The sequence below is a fragment of the Chryseobacterium sp. POL2 genome, from assembly GCF_011058315.1.
Classification (GTDB): domain Bacteria; phylum Bacteroidota; class Bacteroidia; order Flavobacteriales; family Weeksellaceae; genus Soonwooa.
Window position 1 is genome coordinate 3001859 of the sequence record NZ_CP049298.1, and the last position, 15292, is coordinate 3017150.

Sequence of the window (15292 nt, forward strand, 5' to 3'; positions counted from 1 at the left end):
CTTTTTATTAAATTTATAGATTCTTTATCATCTACCGAAAAAGAATTGATTTTTTGCTTATTAATAACCGTGTATGGAATTTAAACTACCCTATGAAATAAAGAAAAGACTTGTTGAAGAGATTCTGAGCCTAAATAATCCATTTAATCTTTCCGACGATTATGGTTTGCCTGATTTTCTCTTAGGATTATTGCCTTTGAAAGATATGCCTTCAGAGGATAGTCGTTTTAAGAATGCTTATGAAGATGCTATACAGCATACTGTTAATAACGATGATTGGGAGTTCGATTATATTTTTGATAAAAGATTTGGAATCTATAACGATGATAAACTTTTTAAAAATTTTCTTGAAAAAACGATAAATCTTGCTTCTGAAAATAATAAAAACCTTCTTATTTCTTTAATACAAAGGTTTCTTAAAAATTATAATTATCGTATAGTCCAAAGATTTGATGTAAATTCTAATATTATTTATAGTATTGAAGAATATGATGGAAATTTTAATAAAACTGATCTTCCTATAAATGATCTTCCTTTTTTTGTTGTGCCTTGGAGAAAAAATGTAGAAGCTGAATATCCTTATTTCCAATTAAATTCTGATAGCTGGAATGATTTCGGATATAGAACTTATTTCACATTGACTTATTTTGAGTCGGCAGAAAGTAATTACTTGATAGGTGGAATAAGAATAATGAAAGTTGGAGAAAAAACTACGGTTTTGCCAGAGAAATTTTATAGCCTAAATTCTGATTATTGTAGTTTATTCACAGAGGAAAAGAATTATTTCAACTTGAGAGATTTATTTCCTGAAAGATTTAAGTCAATTCTTTCTGGTTTAAATGATAGCGGTTATTTTCCTGTAATTTGTGAAAAATATGAAAACGATGTAGTTTTTAAAACTTCTCTTTGTAGAGATTCTAATGAGTCGGAAAAATTAATTAGAACAATAAGATATAAATTGGATTACGGAGACGTATCCGATTTTTTTAATTTTCGATTTTTATTTAAACCTATTTATTCAGAATATGGTGTAGATTTTAATTTCGATTTTAATATTAAAAAATCTATTCCCAAAAGATTATATTGTATAATTGGTAAAAATGGAGTTGGGAAAACGTTAATGTTAAAGGATTTATTATTAAAAATATCCGAAAAAAATTCTGAAAAAATTCTGCCGAGAGTTCCTCTTTTTGGTAAAACAATAGTTGTTTCTTATAGTTATTTTGATACTTTCAATGATATTAGAAATAGGCTTGATTTTAATTTTTTATTCTGTGGGCTAGTTGATACAGAAACTAATAAACCTTTGTCTAATGATGATATTATAATCAAAATTCTTACTTCTATAAAGAGAATTGAAGAAAAAGAAATTAAAATAAAATATTATTGGATATGTAAAACTTTTCTTGATACTGATATGTTGAGCGAAATCTTCGATTCTAAACTTGAAGAGGTAAAAGAAGTATATAATTATAGAGATATTAACTATTTAGAGATTAGAAAAGAAAATATTGCTGAGACTGTATCGAAAATGAGCTCTGGGCAAAAGTCTCTTTTTTTCATTACTACCGAAATAGTAGCAAATATTCGTTATAATTCTTTGATAATTTTTGATGAACCTGAAACTCATTTACATCCGAATGCTATTACTGAGTTTATGAATGTTATTATGGAATTACTCCAAGAGTTTGATTCTTATGGCATAGTAGCGACTCATTCTCCATTAATTGTTAGAGAAATTTTTTCTGATAGCATTTATGTTTTTGAAAAAGATAAGGTAGTTCCGAGAGTGAGAAAATTAGAGTTTGAAACTTTTGGAGAAAATTTATCTACTATTAATAATGAAATTTTTGGGAATCGGGATGTATCTAAATATTATATAAAAATGATTGAAAGTCTTGTAGATTTAGGAAAATCTTACGAGGAAATTGAAAACGAAATTCAAGGAGAAGTTCCCTTAAATTTGAACGTGAAAATATTAATAAAAAGCTTGGTTAAAAATAGAGATGAAGAACCTAAAGAGTTTTGATGAAGATTGTTTTGAAGTTTATAAAACTGCTGTAAGAAGAAAAAAAGACGAAGCAAAAAAAAATCTTTTAATTGGGTTGGAAAATAGAATTGAATCTCAATTTATTTTATATGCTGAAAAATTTAGTAATAAAAAAATTTATGAAGTAACTACATTAGGTTTTAATAATAATGAAAAGAATGTCTTAATTGATTTGTATCAATATAAATCGGCTGTGATTAGAAATATTAAGAATAAAATATTAGATAGTCAAATTAGAACTATAAATGCTACTTGTCAATATTGTACTTTAAATTCTGTAGAAACTTTAGACCACTTTATTCCGAAAGAAGAATTTCCTGAATTTTCTGTAAACCCTTTAAATTTATTCCCTTGTTGTCCAACATGTAATAGTAAAAAAAGTTATTTGTGTTTTGATGGAGAGGAAAGCTTATTTCTAAATTTGTATCTTGATGAACTTCCAAATAAAAAGTACTTAAAAGCTGAGTTTGATTTTGACGAAAATATCCCTTTGGTAACATTTTCTCTTTATAATCCTGAAAATATAGATGTAATTGATTTTAGAACTATCCAGAATCACTATGAAAGATTAAATCTTTTAGAAAGAATGAGAGTAAAATCCGACGAGATTATAACGGAAATCATTAATAGTCTAAAAACTTATTATAAAGTTAATTCTGACATAGAATCTTTGAAAAGTTTTATCGAAGATGAAGAAATAGAGAATAAAGAAGCTTATGGATATAATTACTGGAAATCCGTATTGAGATTATCTCTAATTCAGTATAATGAATTTTGGGAAAAATACATTATTAATGTCTGAAATTTCCCCTATAATTTCCCCCGAAAAAATCTAACACTTGAAAAAGCCTTTGAATAAAGGAAAAATTTGAAAAAGTTCGAGCCCAGGTGGGACCACAATAAAACTCCTTAATACACTGATATTAAGGAGTTTGTTTTTTATAGGGGAGTGAATAGGATTTAGCTCATATTCACTCTATTATTTAAAATTTTTATATTTTCTTGCTTTACAAGAGATTCTATTGTCGAGTTGATGATGTTGTCAATCTGTGCGCCAACTTTCATAAAACCAAATGCTTTAGATGTCTGGCGAATAAGATCGTCTGTGCTTAAACTCAAATTAGCTTCGATGATTTCTAAGATAACAATCTGGATTTCTTCTTGGGAAATATCTTCAATATTCCTTTTTTCAAATGAATTTTCACGATAAAATTGAATGTTGTCTGGTGTAATTTTGTCGTTCCAATAAAACTCTTGATGTGTTTTATTTTTAGAAATAGTAGGAATACTTTCAGTAATTTCGGTTAGGTAGTTATTCAGTTTGGCACCTGCTCTAGTGGTATTCCAAAGTTTTAATATTTTTCTAAATAAATAATTTTTACTAATAGGAGCCTCTGTTGATACGATTTCTCGTATTTGATTTAGGATTATAGGTCTGTTTTCTAGAAAATAGATGCTTTCAGAATTTGCAGTTGGATTTGCTTCAAAAACGGCGCAGACGTAAGGCATCATTGCTTTATTGAAGCTGGTTTTTTCAACCTTTATTAAAGTATGTTGTGGTGTTCCAGGATCGTCTTCCGAAATAGTTTCTTCGATTTTTTCTTCGTTTGCTTGGTGTTTTAGAAACTCAACTTTCTCGATAATGTCATGGACAATCTTGTGTTTGTTTTTTAACCAATCTAAAGTCCAAATTCTATAAATATTCCAGTTTAATGCAGATAGAACATTGGGTGCAAGTAACTCACGATCATTGGTGGTGTGTATGTTAAAGTAGTTTTCTCCATCCACAAGAATTCCCAAAATATATTCTTTCTCCTTTTCGGGATGTACAATTCCTAAGTCGACTTTATAATCCGAGGTCCCGATATTTTTACGAATTACCAATCCTGTTTTTTCTAAATGTTGGACGATAGAATCTATTAATGAGATTTTCGATTCATTTTCCGAAGTCACTTTTAGTGCATAATTTCCTTTTTCGGCAAAATTTAAAAAATCTTTTAATCCTTTGACGCCTTCGGATTTTGTGCGGTTAAGGTCGATTTGGTCAGGCTTTAATGTGGAAAATACTTTCATTTCGTAACGCGCTCTCGTCACCGCAACATTCAGCCTTCTCCATCCTCCATCGCGATTTAAAGGTCCAAAATTCATAGAGATTTTATTTTCTTCATCTGGACCATAGCCAATAGAGAATAGAATGATGTCGCGTTCGTCACCTTGTACATTTTCAAGATTTTTAATGAATATGGGTTCATTTGTTTTCAATGCAAATTCCTCCAATTTTGGATATTCGATAAATAATTTCTGCAGTAGGTCTTCAATTAAAGTTTGTTGCGTTTGGCTAAATGTAACGACGCCAATCGACTTGGTGTTTTCAGATGCTAGATGCTTTTTGATATAATTGATGATGGCAAGTGCTTCATTCTTATTGGTTCTTGTTTTCCCTTTATCGTAAAAGCCTTCAACAAACTCAAAGGTAACTTTTTGATTCAAATCATCTGGCGATGGGAAAGTTAATAATTTGCTATCATAAAAATTTTTGTTGCTGAAGGATATCAAGCTTTCGTGTTTGCTGCGATAATGTCTTAACAAATAGTTCGACGGTATAGATAACGCCAGACAATCTTCCAAAATACTTTCTAAATCCTCCATTTCGATATTATCTTCGTCAACTTTGGATGACGCAAAGAAACTGGTGGGAGGCATTTGTTTGGGATCGCCTACAATAATGGCTTGTTTTGCGCGTGCCAAAGCACTTATCGCTTCGGATGTCGGCAATTGTGACGCCTCATCGAAAATAACCAAATCGAAATGATCTGTATTGACATCAAAATATTGTGCTACCGAAATAGGACTCATCAACATACAAGGTTTTAGCCTCGGAATTAATGTCGGAATTTGATCAAACAATCTCCTAATTGATAATCCCCTGCCTTTGCTCCGAATCGCTTTTTGCAAAAATCCAATTTCTGAACTTTGCGCAGCTTCTTGATTGATATTGGGAATGTTTGAACTCAGTTTTACAATCAATTTATTTTTAGAAAGATCGATAAATTCTTTGTGCAGATCTTTGTATTGTTGGATTTTTGATTCGTAAATATTGGCATCAAAACTATTCAAAACCTCAGCCTCGTAGGTCGTCTGTATAAAATGATTGAAATGCAATGTTTTATTAAATTCGAACGGAATCTCATGTGGGTTTAGCTTGCCTTCTTCTAGTAAATTGATGCACCATTTTAAATCAATTTCTTGCGCTTTTTCTTTATAAATGTTGTAATTAATCCAGCTTTCTAATTGACTAAGATGAGCGTGTACTTCTGTAAGTTTTTCGAGATTTGGGATTTCAGAAAGATAATTTCCGAGTGTTGTTTTGGCTTCTTTCAATTCATAAACAATGGAAAGGATTTGCTCTATTTCTTGAGAAATATCTTGATTTGCAAAATTGGATTTTAACCATTCTTCAGGATTTTCAACGGCAGATTGACGCAGAAGTTGTTCCAGATTTTCTATATTTTGTAAATCTTTTTTTATAAAATCGGTTTCTAAAATTTCGGTTTTGAAGTAGGTTTTATTAAGACTTTCAAAAACATCATATTGCCTTGCAGAAAGCTTGTTTTTAACATCTTTGTAGTTTTCTAATTGGCTGAAAAGCTGATCTATAATTTGCTCAGAATCAATTTTAAAATGAGCAAAGCCTTGGATAAGGTTTTTTACTTTTCTTTGCTTCAGCCATTTTGGGAAAAACCAAGTGTGTTTTGCTTGATTCCAAAGGATTTGCATCGTGTCAAGATTATTCTCAAAAATGCTTTTGTTGAACTTTTGTGTAATAGAAGTTTCCGTATTTTGTTTTTTAGAAGTAAGGTCTAGCCATTGTTTTAATAACTGATTTTGTTCTGGATCGAAATAAAAGTCAAAAAGTTGCGCTTGGATTTTTTGGCCTTTAATGAAGTTTAAAATCCTTTCGAACTCACCAATTTTCTTGATGTTGATTTGATATTTGTTGAATAAATTTTGTCCCTTTTCGTAATTTGAACGGTAATTTTCAATCGCATCAGAAAGATTATTTTGATGATCAAATCGATGCGCGCTTAGCGTAACAAGATGCAAAGGATGGCTTGTGGGCTGCCCAATTTTTGCCGCAATAGAGCTGAAGGGCAATAGCCAATCATTCCATAAGTTCCATTTTGATGAACTTAGATTTTTAAAATCAATATCGATTTTCGGGACATCTTGAAAAGCGATCGCGTTGTTTTCTAAAAACGAAATAGAATCATACAAAGTCCAGCCAATCTGGTTTTTGTGGTGGAGCTGTGTGATGTATTTATTAATCTCTTTTTTGCGATCGTCTAGGCGTTTCGCTTCTTCTAAAAAGTCTTTATTGAGCTGATATTTTGGGGTTTCTAATGCTTGTTCAAACTGTTTTAAAACATCTGATTTTTTTGATTTATTAGAATGTAATTCTAAACAAAAAGGCGCCAGGCCAATGCTTTCTAAACGTCTATGCACTACATCTAAAGCAGCTTTCTTTGCAGCTACGAATAAAACTTTTTTATGATTTGCTAAAGCATCTGCAATAATGTTAGTGATGGTTTGCGATTTTCCAGTTCCTGGAGGGCCGTGCAGAATAAAAGTTTTGTTTTGATTCGCATTGTTTACCGCGTTCAGTTGAGAGTTGTCTGTAGGAATAGGCAAAGTTAAGGATGCGGAAGATAAGTCCTCCAACTCAAGATGATTGCCTTCGACACTTTCTAGAGTTTCTGTTAGTTTTCCATCAATCAAACTTTTTACGATAGAACTTTTCTGTATTTCTTCTGAGTATTTTGAAAGGTCTTGCCATAAAATTAGCTTATTGAATGAGAAAGTTCCTAACACGATTTGGTCTAAAACATCCCAACCTTCCAAATTAAGCACAGCATTTCGGATAATTGCCAAAACTCTCGGAACATCTACGCCGAATTCGTCCATTGGGAGGTTTTCCAGAGCGTTCAGATTTAGATTGTATTCCTGCTTCAGATATTCGATTAAAGTTATATTAATCATGGTTTCTTCTTCTCGACTTCGCAAGGTGTATTTTGTATTAACCGATTTTCTAGATAATTCGACAGGGATTAATAATATTGGAGCAAAACGTGGTGTCGTCTTATTTTTGGGATCAAACCATTTTAAAAGTCCCAAACCAAGATATAATGTGCTTTTTCCGTTTTCTTCCTCGGCGAGCTTTGATGTTCTGTACAGATTGGTTAGGATAGAATCTAAATCGTCATTATGATAGGTTGTAAGCAGTCGGTTGTATTTGAATTCGTCATCAGCAAGCTTGAACAAATCTGAAGATGTATGCAGTGGCGGAATATAATTGTTGTATTTTCGGGTTATGGCTTGGTTATTATTAGGATGTATCGTATAAGATTTTCCTTCTGCTAAAGTGTCTTCTAAAAGGTTGATTTTAAGATCAATAATCTGAAGCATGCTTTTGGTAAATCTCAAATTAAGAAGATTGTTTCTTAAGGATAAATCCAATAGTTTTCTTTCCCATATTTTTTGTTTACTTAGATTACTAAAATCCGTCAATTCGAGATTGTCATAAGTCTCGCCAATATCATAGTTATCATCAAGCTCCGTATCAGGATTTTCTTCTTTGGTTTGTATTTCTTTTTTGAATTCTGAATCCTGTTTCAGCATTGGTAAAGGTAAAACTCCGTTTGATCTTGTGTTTTTGATATCTATAGATAATAAGAAATCAGACTCGCTCATTAGCTGTTTCTCGGCTGATGCCATGGCTTTACTGAATGAAATGCTGCTGCCTTTGCAAAGCGTTGTGGTTTCTATAATGGCAATTTCTTTGATGCCTGAAGCTATCCTTTTCGAAATGGCGGCTTGGTCAAAATTAATTATCGCATCAAATCGTAAATCTTCCAACCAAACGCCGACAAAAGCATGTCCTTTTGTGAAAATTATAATTGGATTAAGGTCTATTGCTTCCAAACAAGACGCAAACAAAAGGGTGATGTCAATACAATTCCCGAATTTAGTTTCCATAATTTGCTCCACCAGACGGATTCTTTGACCTTGGTTTTCAAAACTTGGAGGCAAAGCACTATAGATGAGTTCTTGATTTTGGATGGCTTTGTACAATGCGGAAGTCATCTGCAGAACACGCTCTTTACTTTGGTTTTGATAACCTTCAAATGCTGGCGGATATCCATTTTGTTCCAAGATATTGATAGCGTCTGATTTTATTTGATAAATAGTGGGATGATTGGGTGTTACGTAAGATCCCAATAGTTGTGGCAAAATCTGTAGCCCTCCAAAATAGTCCATTGGCAAAACATCCATATTGAATTGCGTGGAAATAATTTCGGTATCGTTTGCTAATAATACAATTTTTATAGTGTCTATATCTTTTTCTATAAGACTTTTGAGAAATTGAAACTGGTAGTTAAATTCAAAGTTTGATAGGCTAAAAGTATTTTCAGAAATTCGATCAATAAAAATCCTGTACTTTTCGAAAATGCCTAAGCTTGATGTTATTTCAATTTTTATATTTTCAAGATTAGAGGGGGTGTTTTGAAATATAATCTCAAAAATAAAATTATACTTGTTTAAACAAAAGGTGTAGTTAAAATAGGGCGCATTCTTAATGTGTATTTCTGGATTTAAGTTTTCAGACATGTTTTTCGGATATTAGGTTATAATTTTTTTCTTAAAATTCTCGGGTCGTTCTAATGTGTTTTTGTTAAATGAGCATCAATTTTATTTAAAATGAATTGATTGTCTAAGATTTGTTTTTCTTTAAAGATAAATTTATTAAAAATTCTTAACAATTGTTTTGTTTTTCGCATATTAATACATAGAATAATTATAGAGTTTATTAATAAAAAATTAACAAACGATTATTTGTGTCTATAATAATTATAATTTATTTTTGCCGTCCATAAGTGAAACAACAGTTTTTGTAAGATGAGTAAAACACTAAAATTTTTCTTTTCTTTATGTTTACTAATAGCATTCAGTGTTTTTGGAAACGAAAAAGTTTCTGTCACGCCTGATGTTGTCAGTTATACTGTTGATACAATTCTCCCCGAATTTTGCGAACGTCACGATGCCGAGCAAGATATTCTTAGCATGGGAAGAACGATTCCCAAAGTGCTAAAAAAAATAGTGTACCTCGATAATTTTTATTTTTATTTCGTTGAGGTTGCTATTACCAAAAACCATTCGTTCTCGAGCCATACTTTTCCTAGATTACGTTGTGGCGTTAAATCTTTTCTACATTTATTACAGTTGTACTAGGTTTATTTTTAAATCAATACCCTTATTATTTTAAAAATATTTTAACCTAATTAAAATTTCCATGCAAATTAAATATTGGATTGTAGGGCTTGTTGCGCTATGTTCCGTCGTGTCTTGTAATAAAGAAAACACCACCAAAAAAGACGATGTTAAAACTGTGCCCGTCTTGCTTGTTAAAGAAAAAGATACTTTGGTGAGCAATCAGTTCGTCACAGATATCCAAGCGAAAAAAAATATCGAAATCCACTCGCGTATGTCGGGACTTATGCAACAAATCTACGCGCACGAAGGTCAGTTTGTTAAGCAAGGACAATTGTTGTTTAAGATTAATGATTCCGAGCTTCAGATCGATTTATTAAAAGCAGATGCAAGCTTGAAGCAAGCTCAAGCCGATGTCAGAATTGCCGAAGTGGAGGTAAGCCAATTACAGTCGTTATTCAATAAAAATTTCGTTGCTAAAAATGAGTTGGATATGATGAAAGCCAAACTTACTGCAGCGCAAGCCAAACGTGCTTATGCAGATGCCGAACGCAAATCTGTTTTGCAAAAGCTGAGTTTTACCAATATCCGCGCACCTTTTGATGGTGTTATCGATGTAATTCCTTTTAAAGAAGGAAGCTTGGTAGAGAATGGGTCTTTGCTAACGACTTTATCATACCTGGATCAGATTTATGCTTATTTTTCGATTCCCGAAAACCTTTATTTTGAATTTCAAAAAACAGATAAACTTAACAACGCCAACAAAATTGAACTGGTTCTTCCAAATGGCGCTAAATATGATTTTAATGGTGTTCTTAAAACTGCCGAAGGCGAGATCGACCAAGCTACAGGATCTATCCGTTACAAAGTGGATTTCCCCAACCCAGATCATTTGATAAAACACGGGACTTCGGGTAAACTTGTACTGTCTGATTTCCAACCAAACGCCATTATTATTCCCCAAAAAGCAACATTTTCTATTCAGGATAAAGTCTATGTTTTTGTAGTGGATCAACAGAATAAAGTCAAGATGAAAAACATCACCATTGGCAATACATTCCGGGATTCTTACATGATTGATGGTGGCCTGAAGTCTGGCGACAGAATTGTTCTGGAAGGGACACAGTCTTTGCGTGATGGTCAGACAATCCGTATTAAATCTTAATAAACATTCTAAAAAAATAAGATTATGGTAGAAATGTTTATTAGACGAAAGGTTCTTTCGTTGGTAATTTCGATAGTTATTGTGTTGATGGGACTTTTGGCATTACTACAATTACCGATTACACAATTTCCGGATATTGTTCCGCCTTCCGTTACGGTAACGGCAAAATATACAGGGGCTAATGCCGAAGTATCTGCCAATGCGGTGGCTTTACCTTTGGAACGTGCGATCAACGGTGTGCCGGGCATGACGTATATGTCCACAGTAACTTCTAATGATGGTTTAACATTAATTCAGGTTTTCTTTGAAGTTGGTGTCGATCCCGATGTAGCGGCAGTTAACGTACAAAACCGTGTGACGACCATTTTGGACGAACTTCCCGAAGAAGTTATTCGTGCCGGCGTTACCACAGAAAAAGAAGTTAACAGTATGTTGATGTATCTTAACATCACTTCTACAGACGATAGTCAGGACGAGCAATTTATTTACAACTTTACGGATATTAATGTTTTACAGGAATTAAAACGTATTGATGGCGTTGGGCGTGCCGAAATTATGGGGCAGAAAGAATACTCGATGAGAATTTGGCTAGATCCTCAAAAGATGACGGCGTACAAAGTTTCTGCAGAAGATGTTGTTAAAGCTTTGCAAAAACAAAACATCTCTGCGGCGCCAGGTAAAGTTGGTGAAACTTCTGGTAAAACCACGAGTCAATTGCAATATGTTATCAAATACACAGGGAAATTTTTTGAGCCTGAACAGTATCAACAAATTCCGATTCGCTCGGATGCTAACGGTACGATTTTAAAACTAAAAGATATTGCTGAAGTAGAATTTGGCGCGATGAACTACGGAATGGTTTCCAAAACAGATGGTCGACCTTCGGCTTCTATTATGATGAAACAACGTCCAGGTTCTAATGCTTCCGAAGTTATTAAAAATGTGAAAGACAAAATGGCGGAACTCAAAGAGACCTCTTTTCCGCCAGGTATGGAGTTTAATATGGCTTATGATGTGTCGAGATTTTTGGATGCGTCGATTAGTGCGGTTTTAATTACATTAATAGAAGCCTTTATCCTTGTAGGAATTGTGGTTTTCATTTTCTTACAAGATTGGCGTTCCACTTTAATTCCTGTGCTTGCCGTACCTGTTGCCCTTATCGGGACTTTCGCTTTTATGCAAATGTTAGATTTCTCGATTAATCTTTTGACTTTATTTGCTTTAGTATTAGCCATCGGAATTGTCGTTGATAATGCGATTGTTGTGGTAGAGGCGGTTCACGTAAAAATGGAGGAAGGCATGGCGCCACTTCATGCGACAATAGAAGCGACAAAGGAAATTGCTGGAGCAGTTATTGCGATAACCATTGTAATGTCCGCGGTGTTTATTCCAGTTGCCTTTTTGGATGGTCCCGTGGGAGTATTTTATCGACAATTCTCTTTGACCTTAGCGATTAGTATTGTGATTTCAGGCGTTAATGCGTTAACACTAACGCCAGCCTTGTGTGCCATTATTCTTAAACCGCATAAGCATGATAAAAAGAAAAATGCAGTTGACAGATTCTTTACCAAATTCAATATAGCTTTTGAAAAATTAACCAATGGCTACACCAATCTTTTATCCAAATTTGCGACAAGAACAACAGTTACGTTCGGAATGCTGTTTTTATTTATTGGATTAATGGTCATTACCGCACGTTTTTTACCATCTGGATTTATTCCAATGGAAGATCAAGGGATGGCTTATGTCAATGTTACGACACCACAAGGTGCCACTGTTGAGCGTACCGAAAAAGTTTTGGACGAAATTACAACGATTGCTAAAAAAATTGATGGTGTCGAAAACGTGACGACTTTGGCTGGTTATAGTATTGTTACTGAAATTGCTGGCTCTAGCTACGGTATGGCAATGATTAACCTTAAGGATTGGAAAGAACGAAACATTTCTGTTGACGAGCTTATCGCTGAATTATCAGCAAAAACGAAAGATATCTCAGACGCGCAAATTGAAGTTTTCGCGCCGCCAACAGTTCCTGGATTTGGTAACACGAGTGGTTTCGAACTTCGTCTTTTGGATAAGTCGGGTGGAAGTATCAGCAATACTGATAAAATCACCAAAGACTTTGTTAAAAAACTGAATGAAGCGCCTGAGCTACAGAATAACTTTACAAGTTTTGATGCTACTTTTCCGCAGTATTTAATTACAATGGATTATGATATGGCCGCGAAAAAAGGTGTTTCGGTTGATAATGCTATGTCAACTTTGCAGACTTTATTGGGCTCTTATTACGCGACCAATTTTATTCGATTTAGTCAAATGTATAAAGTGATGGTACAGGCGAGTCCAGATCAAAGAGATACGCCAGAAAGTATTTTGCAACTTTTCGTTAAAAATGATGCTGGCGAAATGGTGCCATTTTCAACATTTATTAACATCGAAAAAGTATATGGTCCAGAGGTTTTGACGCGATATAATATGTATATGTCTGCTATGATTAATGGAGAACCAGCACCTGGTTATAGTTCTGGCGATGCCATCGCTGCAGTGGAGAGAATTGCGAAAGAAAGCTTGCCGAGAGGTTTTGATATCGAATGGTCGGGGATGACTAGAGAAGAAATTTTATCAGGAAATCAAACCTTTTATATTTTCATCATTTGTTTAATATTCGTGTACTTGCTTTTAGCGGCACAATACGAAAGCTTCTTATTGCCTTTGCCAGTTCTGTTAAGTTTGCCAACAGGGATTTTTGGCTCTTATATCGCTTTGATGTTGGTTGGTTTAGAAAATAATATTTATGCTCAAGTAGCACTTGTCATGCTTATCGGTCTCCTTGCGAAAAATGCCATTTTGATTGTTGAGTTTGCGATACAGCGTAACAAAGAAGGTTATGACATTATTCCAGCAGCTATCGAAGGAGCGCGTCAACGTCTCCGTCCAATTTTGATGACCTCATTTGCGTTTATTGCGGGACTTATTCCGTTGGTGATAGCTTCTGGGGCAGGCGCCATTGGTAACCGCTCGATTGGTACGGCCGCAGCGGGAGGCATGTTGATTGGGACCATTTTCGGATTGGTAATTATTCCTGGTCTTTACATCTTCTTTGCAACACTTGAACAAAAGAAAGAACGAAAAAAGAAACAACATGTACAATAAACAATTAAAATATATAACATTAGGAATTGCAACTTTTTTTTTGGTGTCTTGTGCTACACCGCAAGTTACAGAGCTGAAAAAGGCCAAAGAGATACCTGCGCAGATTAGTGAAAATTCGATTCCACTTAATGTTAATGAACAAGTTGGGCTGCGATCTTATTTTAAAGATCCCGAATTGTTAAATCTTTTTGATGAGGTAGCGAAAGCTAATCCGGATTTCCAAATGGCGCAACAGCGTGTGGAAATTGCTAATAGTTTTTTACAAAGATCCAAGATGTCCTTGTTGCCTTCTTTGGAAATTGGCGCAATAGTAAGTGGCGATCATTACGGAAAATATACGATGGAAGGAGTCGGAAATTACGACACCAACTTGTCGCCAAATGTTGCTGATAATCAAAAAATCAATCGTGATATAACACCCAATTATTGGTTGGGTGCGCGCTCTTCGTGGGAAATCGATGCTTGGGGAAAACTTAAAAATCAAAAACTAGCGGCACAAAAAAGATATTTAGCGTCATCCGAAGGACTCAAACTAATTCAGGTAGAGTTGTTTACGGATATTGCCAATCTTTATTATCAATTGGTTTCTTTGGATGTCAAATTGAAAATTTATCAGGAAAATTATAGACTTCAACAGCGTGCTTACGAAATAGTTTCTGCACAACGCGAAGTCGGAAAAGCTACAGAATTGGCAGTGCAACAATTCCGAGCGCAAAATAACAATTGGCTTGCAGAGATTGAACATATAAAAGCCGAAATAGTTGCAGTAGAACAGGCGATTACTACATTGACAGGACGTTATGGTGGCGAAGTGAAACGCGGTGTAAAACTGCTTTCAACCAATATGGAACTTCTTAATCGTGCTATTGATGTTAATACGGTTATCCATTCCAGACCCGATGTTATCGCTACCTATTATGTTTTGGAAGCGTCACAAGCGGATGCCAAAGCAGCACGAGCGGCTTTTTATCCAAAACTGGATTTGAGTGCGGGCCTAGGATTTAATTCTTTTTCGGCGGAAACTTTTTTTAAACCAAGTTCTCTTGCTGGGCAATTGTTGGGTGGTTTTATGGTGCCTATTTTCAATAAAGGTCAATTAAAACACGATTTTAATGTGGCAAATAAAGAACAGGAAATCGCTTTTATCAGCTATCAAAAAAGTGTGACAACAGCTTATAATGAGCTGCAAGCTATTTTGAAACAAACGGAAATTTTCCAAAAAGTTTTGAAATTAAAAGCCGATGAGGTTAAGCATCTTGATAATGCGATAGAAGTGTCGAATGACTTGTATCTTACAGGTTATGCTAATTATATGGAATTAATTAGTTCTCAAAAAAGTAAACTCAATGCGGAATTGGACTTGTTGGAGTTTCATTTCCAGAATACCAAGAATAATGTTCTTCTTTTCAAAGCCTTAGGCGGAAAGTTAGAATATTAATATGTGATTTGGGGAGCCTAGTCGAGAGACTAGGCTTTTTTATTTTTAGACATTTAATTTTTTTAGCATACATCAATATTTTAATGCAATAACTCGCGTATTTTTGAAGTGTTAAATAATTTTTAAACCGAATTTAAGTCGTTATTTAATCATTAAAATTTTAGAACTTTAAAACATTAAAATCGAAGTTTTATTTTTCAATGAATTTATAAATACTTCC

General features: G+C 33.9%; 7 protein-coding genes. 6 read left to right on the forward strand and 1 reads right to left on the reverse strand.

Features of this window, described 5'->3' with window-relative positions; all coding sequences use genetic code 11:
* The first annotated feature begins 73 nt into the window (after positions 1–73).
* Both G6R40_RS13940 and G6R40_RS13945 read left to right on the forward strand, forming a co-directional pair.
* The gene (locus G6R40_RS13940; RefSeq protein WP_165136841.1) at positions 74–2029 is read left to right on the forward strand and encodes an AAA family ATPase; all 1956 of its coding nucleotides are present in this window, start codon (positions 74–76) and stop codon (positions 2027–2029) included.
* Positions 2007–2852, forward strand: coding sequence for an HNH endonuclease signature motif containing protein (locus G6R40_RS13945; RefSeq protein ID WP_165136844.1), 846 nt, complete (start codon positions 2007–2009; stop codon positions 2850–2852). The genes G6R40_RS13940 and G6R40_RS13945 overlap by 23 nt, the downstream gene beginning before the upstream one ends.
* 158 nt (positions 2853–3010) lie before the next feature.
* Here G6R40_RS13945 and G6R40_RS13950 read toward each other — a convergent pair whose 3' ends face one another.
* The gene (locus tag G6R40_RS13950; protein WP_165136847.1) at positions 3011–8716 is read right to left on the reverse strand and encodes a DUF3320 domain-containing protein; all 5706 of its coding nucleotides are present in this window, start codon (positions 8714–8716) and stop codon (positions 3011–3013) included.
* A 288-nt stretch (positions 8717–9004) separates the two neighbouring features.
* Between G6R40_RS13950 and G6R40_RS13955 the strand changes: the two genes are divergently transcribed.
* The 4 genes from G6R40_RS13955 (at position 9005) to G6R40_RS13970 (ending at position 15072) form a co-directional block, all read left to right on the forward strand.
* Positions 9005–9337, forward strand: a complete 333-nt coding sequence (locus G6R40_RS13955) for a hypothetical protein (RefSeq protein ID WP_165136850.1) — start codon at positions 9005–9007, stop codon at positions 9335–9337.
* A gap of 61 nt (positions 9338–9398) precedes the next feature.
* Entirely contained in the window at positions 9399–10481 is a 1083-nt protein-coding gene (locus tag G6R40_RS13960; RefSeq protein WP_165136853.1) for an efflux RND transporter periplasmic adaptor subunit, read from the forward strand.
* Positions 10482–10505: 24 nt separating this feature from the next.
* Complete coding sequence (locus G6R40_RS13965; protein WP_165136856.1) at positions 10506–13634, forward strand: efflux RND transporter permease subunit; 3129 nt, start codon at positions 10506–10508, stop codon at positions 13632–13634.
* On the forward strand, positions 13624–15072 hold the full coding sequence (locus tag G6R40_RS13970) for a TolC family protein (RefSeq protein WP_165136859.1): 1449 nt from the start codon (positions 13624–13626) through the stop codon (positions 15070–15072). The genes G6R40_RS13965 and G6R40_RS13970 overlap by 11 nt, the downstream gene beginning before the upstream one ends.
* The last annotated feature ends 220 nt before the right edge of the window (positions 15073–15292 follow it).

Coding starts and splice junctions, on each gene's coding strand:
- G6R40_RS13940 (WP_165136841.1), top strand. CDS start 74: ATGGAATTTAAACTACCCTATGAAATAAAGAAAAGACTTGTTGAAGAG.
- G6R40_RS13945 (WP_165136844.1), top strand. CDS start 2,007: ATGAAGAACCTAAAGAGTTTTGATGAAGATTGTTTTGAAGTTTATAAA.
- G6R40_RS13950 (WP_165136847.1), bottom strand. CDS start 8,716: ATGTCTGAAAACTTAAATCCAGAAATACACATTAAGAATGCGCCCTAT.
- G6R40_RS13955 (WP_165136850.1), top strand. CDS start 9,005: ATGAGTAAAACACTAAAATTTTTCTTTTCTTTATGTTTACTAATAGCA.
- G6R40_RS13960 (WP_165136853.1), top strand. CDS start 9,399: ATGCAAATTAAATATTGGATTGTAGGGCTTGTTGCGCTATGTTCCGTC.
- G6R40_RS13965 (WP_165136856.1), top strand. CDS start 10,506: ATGGTAGAAATGTTTATTAGACGAAAGGTTCTTTCGTTGGTAATTTCG.
- G6R40_RS13970 (WP_165136859.1), top strand. CDS start 13,624: ATGTACAATAAACAATTAAAATATATAACATTAGGAATTGCAACTTTT.